16 protein-coding genes and 2 pseudogenes are annotated in these 16320 nt (G+C 71.1%); 7 read left to right on the forward strand and 11 right to left on the reverse strand.

Features of this window, described 5'->3' with window-relative positions:
• Positions 1–272: pseudogene (locus K2X24_RS11195) on the reverse strand (tyrosine--tRNA ligase); the annotation flags it as partial.
• 134 nt (positions 273–406) lie between these two features.
• Here K2X24_RS11195 and K2X24_RS11200 point away from each other — a divergent pair.
• Both K2X24_RS11200 and K2X24_RS11205 read left to right on the forward strand, forming a co-directional pair.
• On the forward strand, positions 407–1546 hold the full coding sequence (locus K2X24_RS11200; protein WP_292497925.1) for an anhydro-N-acetylmuramic acid kinase: 1140 nt from the start codon (positions 407–409) through the stop codon (positions 1544–1546).
• 101 nt (positions 1547–1647) lie between these two features.
• A complete protein-coding gene (locus K2X24_RS11205) occupies positions 1648–2355 on the forward strand; it encodes a TetR/AcrR family transcriptional regulator C-terminal domain-containing protein (protein ID WP_292497928.1) in 708 nt (235 codons plus the stop codon).
• A gap of 16 nt (positions 2356–2371) precedes the next feature.
• On the opposite strand, the gene K2X24_RS11210 is transcribed toward K2X24_RS11205, so the two are convergent.
• Positions 2372–3457, reverse strand: a complete 1086-nt coding sequence (locus tag K2X24_RS11210) for a putative sulfate exporter family transporter (RefSeq protein ID WP_292497931.1) — start codon at positions 3455–3457, stop codon at positions 2372–2374.
• Positions 3458–3591: 134 nt separating this feature from the next.
• Here K2X24_RS11210 and K2X24_RS11215 point away from each other — a divergent pair, with 134 nt between their 5' ends.
• On the forward strand, positions 3592–3834 hold the full coding sequence (locus tag K2X24_RS11215; RefSeq protein ID WP_292497933.1) for a hypothetical protein: 243 nt from the start codon (positions 3592–3594) through the stop codon (positions 3832–3834).
• Between the two features lie 42 nt (positions 3835–3876).
• On the opposite strand, the gene K2X24_RS11220 is transcribed toward K2X24_RS11215, so the two are convergent.
• From K2X24_RS11220 to K2X24_RS11255, 8 genes are all read right to left on the reverse strand, one after another.
• Entirely contained in the window at positions 3877–4194 is a 318-nt protein-coding gene (locus K2X24_RS11220; protein ID WP_292497934.1) for a cytochrome c, read from the reverse strand.
• 11 nt (positions 4195–4205) lie between these two features.
• Entirely contained in the window at positions 4206–5420 is a 1215-nt protein-coding gene (locus K2X24_RS11225) for a molybdopterin-dependent oxidoreductase (RefSeq protein ID WP_292497936.1), read from the reverse strand.
• Between the two features lie 41 nt (positions 5421–5461).
• Complete coding sequence (locus K2X24_RS11230; RefSeq protein WP_292497938.1) at positions 5462–6190, reverse strand: GntR family transcriptional regulator; 729 nt, start codon at positions 6188–6190, stop codon at positions 5462–5464.
• A 158-nt stretch (positions 6191–6348) separates the two neighbouring features.
• The gene (locus K2X24_RS11235; protein ID WP_292497941.1) at positions 6349–7338 is read right to left on the reverse strand and encodes an Ldh family oxidoreductase; all 990 of its coding nucleotides are present in this window, start codon (positions 7336–7338) and stop codon (positions 6349–6351) included.
• Positions 7339–7343: 5 nt separating this feature from the next.
• On the reverse strand, positions 7344–8315 hold the full coding sequence (locus tag K2X24_RS11240; RefSeq protein WP_292497943.1) for a hydroxyacid dehydrogenase: 972 nt from the start codon (positions 8313–8315) through the stop codon (positions 7344–7346).
• A 34-nt stretch (positions 8316–8349) separates the two neighbouring features.
• Complete coding sequence (locus K2X24_RS11245; protein WP_292497946.1) at positions 8350–9708, reverse strand: cation:dicarboxylase symporter family transporter; 1359 nt, start codon at positions 9706–9708, stop codon at positions 8350–8352.
• 147 nt (positions 9709–9855) lie between these two features.
• On the reverse strand, positions 9856–11031 hold the full coding sequence (locus K2X24_RS11250; RefSeq protein WP_292497956.1) for a UxaA family hydrolase: 1176 nt from the start codon (positions 11029–11031) through the stop codon (positions 9856–9858).
• Between the two features lie 112 nt (positions 11032–11143).
• Positions 11144–11461, reverse strand: a complete 318-nt coding sequence (locus K2X24_RS11255; protein WP_292497948.1) for a UxaA family hydrolase — start codon at positions 11459–11461, stop codon at positions 11144–11146.
• Positions 11462–11744: 283 nt separating this feature from the next.
• Between K2X24_RS11255 and K2X24_RS11260 the strand changes: the two genes are divergently transcribed.
• The 3 genes from K2X24_RS11260 (at position 11745) to K2X24_RS11270 (ending at position 14628) form a co-directional block, all read left to right on the forward strand.
• On the forward strand, positions 11745–12488 hold the full coding sequence (locus K2X24_RS11260) for a sulfite exporter TauE/SafE family protein (RefSeq protein WP_292497950.1): 744 nt from the start codon (positions 11745–11747) through the stop codon (positions 12486–12488).
• Positions 12489–12657: 169 nt separating this feature from the next.
• Positions 12658–13125: a hypothetical protein gene (locus K2X24_RS11265; protein ID WP_292497957.1), complete on the forward strand. Its 468-nt coding sequence runs from the start codon at positions 12658–12660 to the stop codon at positions 13123–13125.
• Positions 13126–13224: 99 nt separating this feature from the next.
• Positions 13225–14628, forward strand: a complete 1404-nt coding sequence (locus K2X24_RS11270) for a phosphatase PAP2 family protein (protein WP_292497953.1) — start codon at positions 13225–13227, stop codon at positions 14626–14628.
• 31 nt (positions 14629–14659) lie between these two features.
• Here the strand turns inward: K2X24_RS11270 and nhaA are convergent, their stop codons facing one another.
• Positions 14660–15868 (reverse strand): Na+/H+ antiporter NhaA, encoded by a 1209-nt coding sequence (nhaA, locus tag K2X24_RS11275; RefSeq protein WP_292497955.1) that lies wholly within the window; start codon positions 15866–15868, stop codon positions 14660–14662.
• Positions 15869–16125: 257 nt separating this feature from the next.
• Between nhaA and K2X24_RS11280 the strand changes: the two are divergent.
• Positions 16126–16316: pseudogene (locus tag K2X24_RS11280) on the forward strand (ABC transporter permease); the annotation flags it as partial.
• Positions 16317–16320: the final 4 nt, after the last annotated feature.

Below are 16320 nucleotides of genomic sequence, written 5' to 3' on the forward strand. Positions count from 1 at the left end.
CCGACCCGCGTGGTGCCGCCGCCCATCAGGGTGATGGGCGTGCCCCCCGTGGCCTGGAGCCAGTGCAGCATCATGATCGAGAGGAGGTGGCCCACGTGAAGCGAGGCCGCCGTGCAGTCGTAGCCCACATAGGCCGTCAGCCGGCCCTCCAGCGCGGCCGCGTCGATGCCGGCGAGATCCGAGCCCTGGTGGATGTATCCGCGCTCGGTGAGCACCCGCAGGAAGTCGGAGCGGGGCTGGAAGGGGGCGGCCTGGGTGACGTCGGAGGACATGCGCGGTTCCGGTCTGAGGGATCGCGGCGCGCGACAGGCTCGGAGGCCGCGTGATAGCACCGCACGGGATATGGGCGGCTCCTTAGCAGGGCTGCGGACGGAAGGCACGGGCATGAACGCCCGGGGAAGGCACCATGACGATGATGCGCGCGATCGGACTGATGAGCGGCACCTCCCTCGACGGCGTCGACGTGGCGCTGATCGAGACCGACGGCGAGACCGTGCGGGTGGTCCAGAGCCACAACGGCTACCTCGAACCCCTCGGGCCCACCGGCTACCGGGGCTACGCCGACGAGGACCGGGCGCTGCTGCGCCAAGCGCTGGTCGATGCGGAAGGGATCGTCGCCCGCGAGGACCGGCCGGGCTGCCTCGTCGCGGCGGAAGCCTTCGTCACCGCCGCCCATGCGGAGGCGGTGGAGAGCTTCCTTGCCGACAACGGCCTGACGGCGGCCGACATCGACGTGATCGGCTTCCACGGGCAGACCGTGGTGCACCGGCCGGACCAGCGCATGAGCGTGCAGATCGGCGACGGCGCGGCACTCTCCCAGCGCCTCGGCATCGCGGTGGTCTCGGACCTGCGCCACGCCGACGTGCTGGCGGGCGGGCAGGGGGCACCGCTCGTGCCGGTGTTCCATCAGGCGCTGGCCCGCGCCTCCGGCTTCGAGGGGGCGCTCGGCATCCTCAACATCGGCGGGGTCGCCAACGCCACCATCCTGTCCGCGAACGGTGACGTCATCGCCTTCGATACCGGGCCCGGCAACGCGCTCATCGACGACTGGATGCGCGAGCGCACCGGCCGCCCCCTCGACGACGGCGGCCGCACCGCCGCCCGCGGTCGCCCCGACGAGCCCCTGCTGGCCTGGCTGCTGATCCACCCGTTCTTCGCCCGGCGCCCGCCGAAATCGCTGGATCGGAACTGGTTCTCCCACAAGCTCGCGGGCCAGCTCTCCACGGAGGACGGCGCGGCGACGCTCACCGCCTTCACGGCCCGCGCGGTGGCACGCGCCCTCGACCACGCCCCCGAGATCCCGGCCCGCTGGATCGTGGCCGGGGGCGGCGCGCGCAACGGCGAACTCGTGCGCCTCCTGAACTACCACCTGCGCGCCGAGATCACGACCGCCGACGCCATCGGCTGGTCCTCGGCCTACCTCGAGGCCCAGGCTTTCGCGCATCTCGCGGTGCGCTCGCTGAAGGGCCTGCCGATCACCTTCCCGTCGACCACCGGGGTGCGCGCGCCGACGACCGGCGGCGTGCTGGCACGCCCCGTCGCATGATGCAGTACGCAGCCCCCCGAGAGTAGCTACCCCCAAGAGTACAGGTTGCGCCGGGACCGGGCGGGTGGGACAATTCCCCGCACACGGGCGGGAGGGGCGGCTTGGCGATCGAGGAAGCGCATCCGCCCAGGCGCGTCGGACGCCCGCGCCGCGGCACGGAGGGTGAGGCCACCCGCCGCATCATCGACGCGGCGATCCCGATCTTCCTCGCGGACGGCTTCGAGGCGGCCAGCGTCGACGCCATCGCGGCGGCGGCGGGCGCCTCCAAGAAGACCGTCTACACGAAGTTCACCTCGAAGGCGGACCTGTTCGAGGCGGCCTGCCTGCGCTTCATCGAGACCCACATGCCGCGCGTCGAGCTGGAGGCCGCCCTCGGCGGCTCTACGGCCGAGTGCCTGTACCGCATCGCCCACGCGGTCCTGACGGCGGCGATCACCCCCTCCTGTATCGCCCTGCGCCGCATCGCTGCCGCAGAGGCCGTCCGGTTCCCCGAATTCGCCCGCACGCTCCATGATTTCGGACACGCTCGCATCGCGATCCTGATCGAGCAGAGCCTTGCCCTGGGCGTGAAGCGCGGCGACATCGCCGTCGACGACCTGCGCTTCGCGGCGGACTACTTCGTCAACGTCGCGATCATGCCGCCCCTGGACCGGGCGACCTTCGGGATCGAGCGACCGGAACTCACGCACATCAAGCGCGAGACCCTGTGCCGAACGATCGACACGTTCCTGAGGGCCTTTAAGCCCGGTCCCGCCCCGGCGCCCGGCGGAAGCATCCAGGGCCTGCCAGAGCGCCTGACCGCGCGTTAACAGGCGACCATCAGACTTAAGTGATCCCCAAGGCCCAGATCAGCGACAGGCTGACGAGGAGGAGGACGACGAGGGAGCCCGTCACCGCCAGGGTGACCCGACCCCCGACCCGCGCCAGGACCCGCACGTCGACGCCGAGACCCAGCGCCGCCATCGACACGACGGTGAGGAGGCCCGCCAGCCGCGTCACCGGCTGGGAGGCCGCATCCGGGACGAGCCCGACCGAGCGCAGGGTCGCCAGCGCCAGGAAGCCGAGGATGAACCAGGGCACGATCTTGAAGAAGCCGAGGCGCCCGGGCCGCCCCTTGGCCGAGGCCCCCTCCGCCGGCAGGTAGGGCGCGATGAACGAGAACGCGACCACGACGGGTCCGAGCATCAGCACGCGCACGAGCTTGACCAGGGTGCCGACCTGGGTCGCCAGGATGCCGACCGGCACCGTGGCGGCGAGCACCTGCGGGACGGCGTAGACGGTCAGGCCCGCCAGGGTGCCGTACTGGTGCTCGGACAGGCCGACGAGAGGAATGAACAGGGGCAGGCCCAGCACCATCAGCACGCCGAGCACCGCCGTGAAGGCGATGGCGGCCACCACGTCCTTGCTGTCGGCCCCGATCACCGGTGCCACAGCGGCGATGGCCGAGTTGCCGCAGATGGCGTTGCCGCAGGCCACCAGAATCGCCATGCGGGGCGGCAGGCCGAGCAGCCGGCAGATGGCGTAGCTGGCGACGATCGCCAGCACCACCGTGGCGACGATGCCGACGAGGAGGCTCGTCCCGGAGGCGACGATGGCGCCGAGGCTGATCGAGGCGCCGAGGAGGGTGACGGCGAGTTCGAGCACCTGCTTGGCTGAGAACGCGATCCCGGCCCGGAAGCGCTCGCCGGGGCTCCACACGGTACGCAGCGCGATCCCGAGCAGGATCGCGATGACCAATGCCTCGACGTAGGGGTGGCCGGTGGCACGCTCCTCCATGGCCTGCACGGCAAGAGCCACCGCCGTGACCGCAAGGCAGACGAGGATGCCGGGCACGAGGGAGGCGATCCGGCCGCTCGCGGCTCCGGGCTTACCCGCTCCGGCGGCGGCCGTGGAGATGCTCTTGACGCTCATGCGGCCGTCCCATGCGGCGATCGGAAGGAACTTCTCTTACGGGCATGGGCGCGAGAATAAAGCTCTCCACCGGGCTGAATCTTCGCAAATCCCGTCCATTGATCGCGGGTGGCCGAAGCGCGACATTCAGTTCCATGAGCGAGCGTTCCAACAGCCCCGCGATGGCCTACGATCCCTTCGGCGAACCCGTCGAGATCGGCTGCCAGAGTGCTTCCCAGGCGGGCGACCGCCGGGCGCGCAGCGTGGCCGTGACCGGCTTCTGGCTGGTGGCCGCGACCCTGACGGCGAGCCGGATCTACTTCGCCGACGAGCCGGTCGCGCAGATGGTCGCGAACGCTCATGCGCAGGTTGCCGCCTTCATCACCGCCATCCTGTAAGGGCCTTCCGGCAAGGGTCGGCGCCGCCCGGCATCCCACCGCCTAGTATGCCGCCACGAGGTAATCCGCGATGGCCTTGCCGTCCGCCTCGCTCATCGGCGCATGGTAGACCTTTCGCATCTTCGTCACTTCGCTGATCCAGAAGTCCGCGCCTTTGCCCGGCGGCTGCATCGCGATGTAGTCCACCGAATGACAGCTTTGGCAGTTGGCCTCGGCCGCCGCGAGGCCGGCTTCGTGCCCGGGCGCCGGGCGCAGTTGCGCGGTCGGCTCCGGCAGGTCGTAGCTCAGGGGCACGGCAGCGGCAGGGAGGCTCGCCAGCAGGCCGGCGGCCAGCACCGCCGCGAGGGGACGCACGGTCATCCTGTCTCTCCTCATGCCGCCCGCACCCGGACGGTCTCGACCACGTTGCGCATGTAGCCCGGGGGATTCCAGCGCGGCTCCATCGGCTGGGTCGCGCCGTCGTTGCCCGTCGCCCGGACCCGGAGGGCGTGCGTGCCGGCGGGGAGGTCGACCGACAGGGTCCAGGGCCGGAACGAGTAGCGCCCGAGATCGGGGCCGAGGCTCGCTTCGCTCCAGCTTCGCCCGTCATCGGAGGAGATCGCCACCGCCCGGATGCCCGAGCCGCCGTCGAAGGCGATGCCGCGCAACGCCGTCCGGCCAGCCGGGATCGCGGCCCCGTCGGCGAGGTTGGTGAGGAAGGACCGGATGGTGAAGCGGTTGATCGGCACGGTGGCCTTGGGCGCCTGGCCGGGCTCGACGCAGGCGCAGGAATTGTCCGGGATACGGTAAGCCGACTTCATCCAGAAGCCCTCGTAGGGCTTGTCCGTCACCGTGATCGCGTTGAGGTGCTTGACCCAGTAGGTGCCGTAGAAGCCCGGGACCACGAGGCGCAGGGGATAGCCGTTGAGCCAGGGCAGGTCCTGCCCGTTCATGGCCCAGGCCAGCATTACCTCGCCGTCGCGGGCATGGTCGATGCCGAGCGCCTTGGCGAAGTCCGGGGTCTCCGCGACGACCGGACCGTCGAGGCCTTCGAAGACGACCTGAACCGCCCCGGCCTTCACCCCCGCCCGGTCGAGAACGGCCTTGATGGGCACGCCGGTCCAGCGGGCATTGCCCATGGCGCCGTTGGCGAGCTGGCCACCGGCGACCCGGGGCTCGACGAAGCCGCGCGAGTTGCCCGAGCACTGGTTCACCGCGACGATCTCGTTGGCCGGCATCGCCTTGAGGTCGGCCAGCGTCAGGTTGAGCGGTCCGTCGATATGCCCCGACACCGTCAGGCGGAAAGCCTCGGGATCGATCACGGTCGGGATGTCGGCCAGGTGATAGCGGACGAAGAAGGCGTCGTTCGGCGTGATCACCCCCTCGTCGAACACCGCGAAGGGCGTCTCCAGCTGCGGCGGCCGCGCCGTCATCTGGAGGAGCGGACGCTTGCCAGGATAGGCGACGAGCGGGCGCTCGCCGTTGCCGAAGGGGAGGGTGACGGCCTCGCCGGCCCGGGCCGCGAAGGGCGCGAGGGCCGCGCCGGAGGCCGCGATCAGGCCCGCCCCGGCATGCCTCAGGAGCGTTCTGCGATCGATCTCGGTCATCCCAGGAATCTCCCGTCCGGCTTGAGGGCGTCCCGCGCGGGTCAGCGCAGGACGGAGGCGTAGTGGATGTCCTCGGTGAGGCAGGTCGAGAGACGCCACTCCACCGGCCGGTCCTCGAGGTCGACGGCGACGCGGTCGACCTCGAGGACCGGAATACCCGGCGCCTGGCCGAGGAAGGCCGCCTTGTCGGCGGGCAGCGCGATCGCCTTCAGGCGCTCGTGCGCGGTGGCGATCGTGATGCCGAACCGGGTCGCGTAGAGGCTGTAGAGCGTGTTCGGAAGCTCCATCGCGGCGAGGCCCGGGAACAGGTTCGCCGGCACGGCGATGGTCTCGACGAGACAGACCCGCCCGTCGAGGGCGCGCACCCGCTCAAGGCGCACCACCCGCGCGTTGCGGATGAGGGCGAGGCGATCGCGCTCGTCGAGGGTGGCGGAGGCCTCCGCGATCGCGAGGACGCGGCTCGTCGGGATGCCGGCGACCGCTCCGTCGGGGCGCAGCTTGAAGAAGCGGAAGACGCTCTGCTTGTCGTCGTGCTCGGCCACGAAGGTCCCGCGCCCCTGGCGGCGCACCAGCAGGCTGTCGGCGGTGAGCGCGTCGAGGGCCTTGCGGACGGTGCCCTGGCTGACGCCGAGTTCGGCCGCCAGCACGCCCTCGCTCGGCAGGATCTGGCCCGGCTGCCAGACCGCGTCGGCGAGGCGCCGCAGCAGCGTGTCGTAGACCTGACGATAGAGCGGCCGGAAACCCACCGCATTCCCACCTGTGCGTTCCATGTCGGTGCGCCGCTGCTCCCCGGGCGTGGGAGGAGGAAAGGAGAGGTTTCCCAGCACGGTGTCCCGATCGATAAGGCCGAGACCGGCTCCGGGCAATCGGTCGATCCGCAGGGCCGGCGGCCGGGGGCGCGTCCCGTTCGGAAGGGCGGTGCGCATCGTCAGAGCGCCGCGATCTCGGCCACGAGGGCGTCCGGGACGACGAGCCCCTCCGCCTCGGCCCGGGCCCGGAGGGCGAGGCGGCGCGCACCGGGCAGGCGGGCGCCGTCCTGCCCCTCGATGGACCCGGCGAGGTCCGCGAACCGCGCCAGCGCCCCGGAGCCGAAGGCATCCGCCGCGAGGGCGACGACGAGTTGTCCCGTGCCCGGCGGATCGCCCTCGGCGTCGAGGAACGAGCTGGCCTCACCGGCGAAGCGCCCGCCGGTCAGGCCGGCGGCGAGGAGTTCCACCATCAGGGCCAGCGCCGTGCCCTTGGCGTCGCCGAGCGGCACCATGGTGCCCTTCAGGGCCGCGGCCGCGTCGGTGGTCGGCTGGCCCGCGGCATCGAGGGCCCAGCCCTCGGGGATGGCCTCGCCGCGCTGGCGGGCGGCCATGATCGCGCCGCGCGCCACCTTCGAGAGGGACAGGTCGACCACGATGGGCGCGCGGCCGGGCAGGGGGCAGGCGAAGGCGAGGGGGTTCGTGCCGAACACCGCCCGCGAGCCGCCCCAGGGCGCCATGGCGGCGGGGGTGTTGGCCAGCAGGATCGCCACCAGGCCGGCCTCCGCCAGGGCCTCGACCGGGCGTCCGGCCGCGCCGCAATGGTGCGAGCGCCGGATGCCGGCCGCCGCGACGCCCTGCTCCCGCACGAGGGCCGGAAGCTGCTCCACCACCGCGTCGAGGGCCGGATAGGCGAAGCCGTGGGCGGCGTCGACGGCCAGCAGCCCGGGCCGGGGCCGGCTCACCGCGACGGCGGCGTCGCCCACCACCTTGCCGGCCCGGACCTGGGCCGCATAGGAGGAAACCCGTGAGAGCCCGTGACCCTTGAGCCCGTCGGCCTCGGCTCCGACCAGGGCGCGGGCGACACTGTCGGCGGCCGGCGCGCGCGTTCCGCAGCGGACCAGGGCCTCGCTGACGAGGGCGTGGGCGGCGGCGAGGCTCAGGGTGGTCATGGGGTTCAGCCCTCGGAGAGGTGGCGGCGTACGGCCTGGGCCGTGACGCGGGACACGCGCACGTTCGATTCCCGGGTTACCCCGGCGATGTGCGGCGTCAGGATGAGGTTGGGCAGGTCGCGGTAGAGTGCACCCGCGGCGGCGTCGAGGGGTTCCTGCGGGAAGACGTCGAGGGCGGCCCCGCCGAGATGCCCGGCGCGCAAGGCCTCGGCCACGGCCGCGCCATCGACCACCTCGCCCCGCGCGGCGTTGATCAGCACCGCCCCGGCCGGCATCCGCGCGATGGCGCCCGCGTCGATCATCCCCTTCGTTTCGTCCGTCAACGGCACGTGCAGGGACAGGACGTCGCTGCCGGCGATGAGGGCCGCGAGGTCGGCGCGGTCGACCGAACCGCCCTCCGGCCGCCAGGCCGGGTCGTCGGCCGGCAGGAAGGGGTCGTGGGCCGAGACCCGCATCCCGAGGGCGAGGGCGCGCCGCGCGGTCTCGCGGGCGATGGCGCCGAACCCGACGAGGCCGAGACGCTTACCCGAGATCTCCCGGCCCATCAGCGCGTTGCGTGGCCAGGTCCCGGCCGCCACGGCGGCGGTGGCGCCGTAGGCCCCGCGCAGGAGGAGCATCGCGGTGCCGATGACGTACTCGGCCACCGCGACGTCGTTGGCGCCGGTGGCGGGATAGACGGCGATGCCGCGGGCGCGGCAGGCCGCGAGGTCGATGTTGTCGAGGCCGACGCCGAGGCGCCCGACCACCTTGAGGTCGGGGGCGGCGGTCAGGAGCGCCGCGTTCACCTGGGTGCGGTTGCGGACCACGAGGGCGTCCGCGTCGGCCAGGGCCGCCCGCAGGTCCTCCGGCCGGTCGACCAGGGCCGGGTCGTAGAGCGTCACGAAGCCGCCGAGCTCGGCCGCGATGGCGGCCTCGTCCATGAATTCGGTGATCACCACTTTCGGGTGACGGCCCTGCGGGGCGGGGGATATCGGCATGGCCCTGGGCCTCCGGTTCGAGGGATGCGATTGGTCAGGTGGCCGGGATCACCGCGGGCATCGCCCGGTGGCGGGCCTGACTCGCGGGGGCGGGGTCATCGATCGCCTCGTCCGGCTCGTCGAGGCTGTCGAGGTCGGGCTGGATGCGCCCATCGAGGACGGCGCGGGCATGGGCGAGGTCGATCTTGCCCTCCCAGCGGGCGATCACCAGCGTCGCCACCATGTTGCCGATGGCGTTGGTGATGCAGCGCAGCTCGTTCAGGATGCGGTCGACGCCGATGATGAGCGCGATGCCGGCCACCGGCAGGAGCTGGGATGCCTGGAGCGTCGCGGCGAGCACGAACAGGATGGCGCCCGCGACCCCCGCGACCCCTTTGGAGGTGACCAGCGCGATGGCCAGGATCCCGAGTTCCTGCTCCCAGGTAAGCGGGATGTTGAGCGCCTGGGCGATGAAACCGATCGCCATGGTGAGGTAGATGCACGACCCGTCCATGTTGAAGGACAGACCCGCCGGCATGACCAGGCCGGTGACGCCCTTCTCGACCGAGAGGCCCCCGAGTTTGGCCATCAGGCGGGGCAGGACCGATTCCGTGCTGGTGGTGCCGAGCAGGATGAACATCTCCTCGCGGACGTAGAGGAACAGCTTCCACAGGCTCAGGCCCACGTAGAACCGCATCACGCCGCCGAGGAACAGCACGATGAACACGAAGAAGGTCAGGTAGAGGGACAGGATCAGCATTCCGTACTGGGCCAGGATGCCGAGGCCGAACTTGCCGATCGTGAAGGCCATCGCGCCGAAGGCGCCGATGGGGGCAAAGCGCATGATGATGCCCACGACCTTCATCAGGATATCGCCGAAGGCGTGGATGACCTTGAGGGGGAACTGCCCCTTCGGCCCCATGGCGGCGAGCCCCATTCCCACCAGCACGGAGAAGAACATCACCTGCAGGAGGTCGCCCTTGGCGAAGGCGTCGACGGCGCTGTGCGGGATGATGTTGGCGATGATCTCCATCACGCTTTGGGCATGGGCCTTGCCGGCGATCGCCGAGACGCTCTTGGCGTCCAGGCTCTCGATGGTGGCGTTGATGCCGTCGCCCGGCCGCAGCAGGTTGACGAAGAGGAGGCCGGCGCCGAGCGCCACCGTGGTCGAGACCTCGAAATACACCAGCGTCTTCAGGCCCATGCGGCCGACGCTCTTCATGTCGCCCACATGAGCGATGCCGACCACCACCGTGCAGAAGATCACCGGGCCGACGACCATCTTGATCAGGTTGATGAACATGTCGCCGAGGAGCTTCAGGCCGACGGCGAAGTCCGGAAACAGCACGCCCACGACGATGCCGAGGGCGATGCCGATCAGGACCTGCCCGTAGATCGATCGCAAGAATCGCATTGGCGCGAATCGCATTGGCGTTCCTCCCACGCGCGCTTCGAACGGGATGCGCCGCTGCGCGGTCTGGATCCCTTCGCGAAAACCCCGATGGCGTCGGGGTGGGGACGCCGCGTTCCGTCACGGAACGCGGCGGACTTGGCCGCCCGGTCAGGCGCTCCGGTACAGCTTCGTCATCACGAACTCGCGGTGGCCGAGGGATTCGGCGGCCGTGAGCCGGCCGTTCGCGGTCCGCACCACCATGTCGATCAGGGCGTCGCCGGCCTGCGGGATGGTCATCTCGCGGGTGAGCACGCCCGAGACGTCGACGTCGATGTGCTCGCCCATGGTTCGCACCGTGCGCGGGTTGCCGGTGATCTTGATCACCGGGACGATCGGGTTGCCGATGACGTTGCCCTGGCCGGTGGGGAAGGTGTGGACCACGTAGCCCGCCGCCGCCATCAGGGTCACGCACTCGGCCGCCGCCGACGAGGTGTCCATGTAGTACAGGCCCGGTCCCTTGGCGGGGGCCTCGGCCGGCTGCAGCGCGTCGATGTAGCGGCAATCGTGGCCGATCTTCTCGAGGTTGCCGAGCGCCTTCTCCTCGATGGTGCTCAGGCCGCCGAGGATGTTGCCCTTGGTCGGCTGGGAATCCGAGAGGTCGTCGGTCTTGTGCGCCTCGATGACGTCGTCCTGGTAGGACTTCCACATGGAAAACCACTTGTCGCCGATCTCGGGCGTTGCAGCGCGCTCGCGGCAGAGGTGCTCGGCGCCGGTGATCTCCGAGGTCTCGCCGAACACGCCGTAGATCCCCTGCGGGATCAGCTTGTCGTAGAGGTTGCCCACGGTGGGGCAGGAGGACAGGCCCGTGGTGGTGTCGGACTCGCCGCACTTCGTCGAGATCCACAGGTCCGAGATCGGGCATTCCTCGCGGGGCAGCTCGGTCGCCCACTGCACGAAGCGCTTGGCCTGGTAGCTGGCCTTGGCGATGGTGGCGATGTCGCCGTGCCCCTCGATGCCGAACCCGACCACGGGCTTGCCGGTCTTGGCGATGCCCTCGACGATCCGGTTGGTCCACTGGTCCTCGATGCCGATCACCACCACGGCCGCGACGTTCGGGTTGGAGCCGATGCCGATCAGGGTGCGGAAGTGGAGCTCGAGATCCTCGCCGAACTGCAGCCGGCCGTAGGCGTGGGGCAGGGCCATCGTGCCCTTCACGGTGTTGGCGACCGCCTCGCAGGAGGCGTTCGAGAGATCGTCCAGGGGCAGGAGGACGACGTGGTTGCGCACGCCGACGCGGCCGTTCTCGCGGCGCCAGCCCATGAAGGTGGCGGCCTTGGTGTCCACGGAGGCGCGGCTGGAGCCGAGGGCCGCGGTGGCGAACTGGTCTGGGGCTCCGCCGACGAAGGGGGAGGCGGTCTCGGGGGCGTTCATGATGGTTTCTCCGGGCATCGCGACCTCACCAGCGCTTCGTCTTGAGGTTCTGCACGTGGACATGCTCGCCCGTGGCGACGTCCTGGATGATCTTGCCGATGTCCTGGCCGTACTTGATGGCCGTATCGCCCGCCTTCAGGTCGGCGAGCGCCACCTTGTGGCCGATCGGGATGTCGTGGCGGACATGCACCGCGAAGGTCGTATCGTTCTCGGTGACGACGCCGAAGGCGTCGGTATCCGCGCTCAGGCCCTCGATGACGGCGACGGCGACGTTGTCCAGCGGGCTGTGGGCGAGAAGGTGCGGCTTCGTCCGCCCCCCACCCGATCCGGCGTGGCTGCTCATTCCGGGATCCTCCTTGGTGAAGCCGTCGGCTCTTTGCGGCGACTGAGTCTTATATAAGACATTAGAATTTTCGGCGTCAACCGGGATTACGTGACGGACACTCCGGGAGGCACAGCGTGCAGGGGACACGGAACAGTGACAGGCCGAAAAGGCTTCGGGTCTCCGCCCCCGCCGCCTTCCTCCTTGATCGGTCATGAATCTTATATAAGACATGACGTCCGGATGTTGCACCCCGGCGCGCGGCGCGCACCGTTCCCGAGTCCCCCGGAGACCAGGACGCCCCGTGAACGAGACTCTCCAGATCGTCCTGTGCCTGAGCTGCGCTGGTCTCATCTCGGGCCTGACGGGCTTCGCCTTCGCGCTGGTGGCCTCCGGCACCCTGCTGTCGATCCGGGCGCCCATCGAGGCGACGGCCCTGGTTCTCACCTGCAGCATTCTCTCGCAGGTCCTCTCCGTGATGCGCCTGCGGACCCTGCCGCCGCGGGCCACCGCCCTGGCGATGATCGGCCCCGGCCTGCTCGGCGCGCCGATCGGGATCTACCTCCTCAAGGACCTGAACCCCGAGGTGGTGAAGGTGATGATCGGGGTGTTCCTGGTCCTCTACAGCGCGGTGGTGGCGCTGCTGCGCAGCGACTACCGGGTGTCCTTCGGCAATGCCTGGAGCGACGGCGCCGTGGGCTTCCTCGGCGGCATCCTGGGGGGCATCGCCGGGCTGTCGGGCGCGCTGCCCACCGCCTGGAGCCTGGTGCGCGGCTGGGAGCCGCGCATGCAGCGGGCGGTCTACCAGAGCTTCACCCTGGTCCTGCAGGTCTGGTCCCTCGCGATTCTGGCGGTGTTCAACCCGTTCCCGCCCGAGCTGATGGGCGACCTCGCCCTCGGGCTCCCCATCGTACTGGTCAGCGTGCTCGTCGGATTGTCGCTGTTCGCCAAGATCGACCAGCGCCGGTTCCGCTCCCTCGTCCTGGCGCTACTGGCCGCCATCGGCCTGACCACGACCGCCCTGGCGCTCCCCGGCCTGCTGCATTGAGGCATCGGATACGCGCCTCGGGTCCGAACGGCGGCAACGGCTGGCGTCGGACCGGTGGGGCTGAGGCGCGGTCGGGTTGGCGGCGATGCGGGCCCGCTACCGCCGCACCGACCTTCTCGCGTAGGATCGGCCGGTCCCGAGGGGAGGCAGACGCGTGCGGCGACGCCTGATGAAGTTCCTCCACACGATGGGGGCGACCGGATTGATGGGCGCGATGGCGGCCCTCGTGGTCATGCTCGGCGTGGCGCCGCCCCCGAGTGCCCTCGATGGCTACGCCGCGACCCGCAGCGCCATGGGCGCGGTCGCCACCTGGATCGTGCTGCCGAGCCTCACGCTGACGCTGGTCTCCGGGCTGCTCGCCATGACCCTGAACCGCGGCCTCCTCCAGGCGGGCTGGGCCTGGCTGAAGCTCGCCACCGGGGTGCTGATGTTCGAGGGCGTGCTCGTCTACGTGCAGGGCCCGATGCGGCAGGAGGCCGAGCAGAGCGCCTTGGCTCTGGCGGGGCGCGTCGATCCCGCGACCCTCGCGGAGACCCTCGGGGCGGAGCGCAACACGCTCTGGGTGCTGCTCGCGGTGGCGACGGCCAACGTCGTCCTGGGGATCTGGCGGCCGCGGCTCGTGCGCCTGCCCCGATAGGCGAGTCCGGAACCCGGCTTGGCATCCGGCTTCGGCCCGCGCTACCACGGGGCGATCAGGGAAAGGCGCGCCATGCCCCGAGATGCGGAAAGGTCCGAGATGCCGAGAGTCTGGGCGCTCGCCCTCTGCCTGCTCGCCCCCCTTCCGGCCTCCGCGCAATCGGCCCCCAACCTCACAGCCCTGCGGGGTCTCGCCCCCGTGAGCGCGCTCGCCCAGAGCGCGGAGGGGCGGGCCGCCCTCGAGGCGAACCTCAGGGTCACGGGCGAGATCCAGTCCGGCGGGGGGCAGCCGGCCTTCCTGCTGCCGCTCGCCGAGCAGCGCCAGCTCGCCCTGCGCGACGCCTTCATCACGGACGGGAACGCGACGGAACTCGCCGACGGCCTCGGCAGCCGCCTCGGCGAACTCTACCAGGCCAAGGCCCGCTACACCGCCCACGACAGCTTCACGAACGTGGCGCAGTCCGTCGCCGACCTCATCGGCTACACCAACAACGTCGCCAAATCCGACTCGAACGCCGGCAAGTATTTCTTCGCCAACGCGACCCGGGACGGCAAGACGCCTGTCTCGGCGGACGCCGCCGCCATCCTGACGGAGCGCAGCGGCACCACCGACATCTTCGGCAACGCCTATGCGCGGCCGGCGGGAACGCCGGGGTCCGACGCCTACGGCAATGCCCGCCCGTTCCAGACGCTGCCGCAGCTGTTCGCCTATCGCGGACACGATTATTTCGGCCGTCCCTCCTACAGCCTGGACTGGCTGCGGGGGCCGGGCCAGACCCTGACCGACAGCCCCTCCTACCCGAGCGGCCACACCACCTACGGCTACACGGAATCCCTGATCCTCGCGATCCTTGTGCCGGAGCGCTACCAGCAGATGATCGCTCGGGCGGCCGAGTACGGCAGCAACCGCATCGTCGTCGGCGCGCATTACGCGATGGACGTTCTGGGCGGCCGGGCGGTCGCCCTGCACGCGGTGGCGCACCTCCTCGCCAACGATCCCGCTTACGTGGGTCAGGTCCGGCGCAACCCGGCGGTGGTCAACGAGATGAGCGGCGCCACCGACGCCGCCTTGGCCCTCACGGATTACCCGGCGGCCCTGAGGGCCGCCCGGGCCGACCTGACGGCGTTCCTGCGGGAGGCATGCGGCGCGACGATCGGGGATTGCGCGGACGGCGACGGTGGCCGCTTCCGGGACCCGGCCGCCAACGCCGCCCTCTACGCGGCGACGCAGACCTACGGCCTGCCCGTCGTCTACCCGGAGCGGGTCGGCCGGGTCGCGGACGTGAACCATGTGGCGCCCGAGGCCGGGCATCTCCTCACCGCCGCGTTCCCGTCGCTGAGCCTGGAGGAAGCCAACGCGATCCTCACGGCGACGCTGGGCCCGGGCGGCGGCTTCCTCGACGACGGCTCGGCCTTCGGGTTGTACGCCCGGCTCAACCTCTACGCGGCGGCCGGGGAGGCGACGGCGCTGGCGCTGCGCAAACAGGGCGCGGCCGCCCGCTGAGACGCGCCGCCCGCCGTCAGGCGCGGAGTTCTCAGGCGCGCGTCTCCGTGGCCCGCGCCGCCTGACGGCGCCGGCCCTGCTGGGGCGCAAGGAGAAGCACGAAGGCGCCGGCCAGCATACAGGTCCCCGAGCCGACGAGCACCCCGACCTTCGTCGCCGTCTCGAGGTCGGGCCGCTCGGCGAAGGCGAGGAGCCCGATGAACAGGCTCATGGTGAAGCCGACGCCGCACAGGAGCGACAGCCCGAAGATCTGCCACCAGCCGGCACCCGCGGGGCGTTCCGCCAGCCCGAGCCGCACCGCCGCGAGGATGGCCCCGAAGACACCGACCGGCTTGCCGACGAACAGCCCGAGCGCCACCCCGAGGGTCACGGGGTCGAGGAGCATCCGGCTCGACAGGCCCGCCAGGGAGACGCCCGCATTGGCGAAGCCGAACACCGGCAGCACGAGGTAGGCCGACCACGGATGCAAGGCGTGCTCGAGCCGGTGCAGGGGGGAGGTCGGATCGTCGGGCCGGGCCGGACTCGGCCGCAAGGGGATCGTCAGGGCGAGGAGCACGCCTGCGATGGTGGCGTGGATGCCGGACCCGAGGACGAGGCCCCAGAGCAGGACCCCGAGCCCGAGATAGGGCGACAGGCGGGTCACGCCGGCCCTGTTCAGCCCGACGAGGACGAGCAGCACGAGCCCGGCGGCGCCGAGCATCGGCAGCGACAGGTCTGCGGTGTAGAACGCCGCGATGATGAGCACCGCGCCGAGATCGTCGAGGATCGCAAGCGCCGTCAGGAAGATCTTGAGCGAGACCGGGACGCGGGACCCCAGCAGGGTCAGCACGCCGAGGGCGAACGCGATGTCGGTGGCCGTGGGGATCGCCCAGCCGCGTAGGGTCTCGGGGGACGACCGGTTGACCGCGACGTAGACGAGGGCCGGCGCGAGCATGCCGCCGAGGGCCGCGATCCCCGGCAGGACCCGGTCGGGCCAGGTCCGCAGGCGTCCGTCGAGCACCTCGCGCTTGATCTCCAGGCCGACCAGCAGGAAGAACAGCGCCATCAGGCCGTCGTTGATCCAGTGCAGCACGCTGAGGCCGCCGACATGGGTCTTCAGGATCGTGACATAGGCCTCGGACCAGCCGGAATTCGCGACCCCGAGGGCGATCGCGGCGCTCGCCATGAGGATGAGGCCGGAGCTGGCGCCACTGGTGATCAGGCCGCGCAGGGCGGACGCGGGGCGGGCGAGGAAGGGCATCGGCATAGGTCTCCGCCGCTGGCGGCCCGACCAGCGCTGGCTCAACCTGCCGATCCGACGCTTCGGACCGTGCACCCGGGGCGAGCTATCGCATCGATGCGACCCTCCCGCAATGCACACGGCCGCCCCGGCGAGCCGGTGTCCCTCGACCGCATGATGCGCAGCGCTCGCGAGACCCGGTACGCGAAGGCCCCCCGCCCGGGACGCTAGTCCCGGGCGGGGGGCCTTCCGCGGAGTGAGCGACCCCGGCGCGGTGGTCCGCCGGGCTGATTGGCGCCTCGAAGGGGCTCGGCTACCTCCTGGCGGACGGCCAACGATGCGGGAAGCCGGACCGACCCTGGCGGCCATCCTGGCCCTCGCCCTGCTGGGCAAGCTCGCCGACGGTCTCCTCGTCCTGGCGAGCCGCCCGCTGCTGCGCTGGCAGGATGTCAGCTGCGGCGTGCTTTAGGACC

It is taken from the genome of Methylobacterium sp. (assembly GCF_019750675.1).
Lineage (GTDB): Bacteria > Pseudomonadota > Alphaproteobacteria > Rhizobiales > Beijerinckiaceae > Methylobacterium.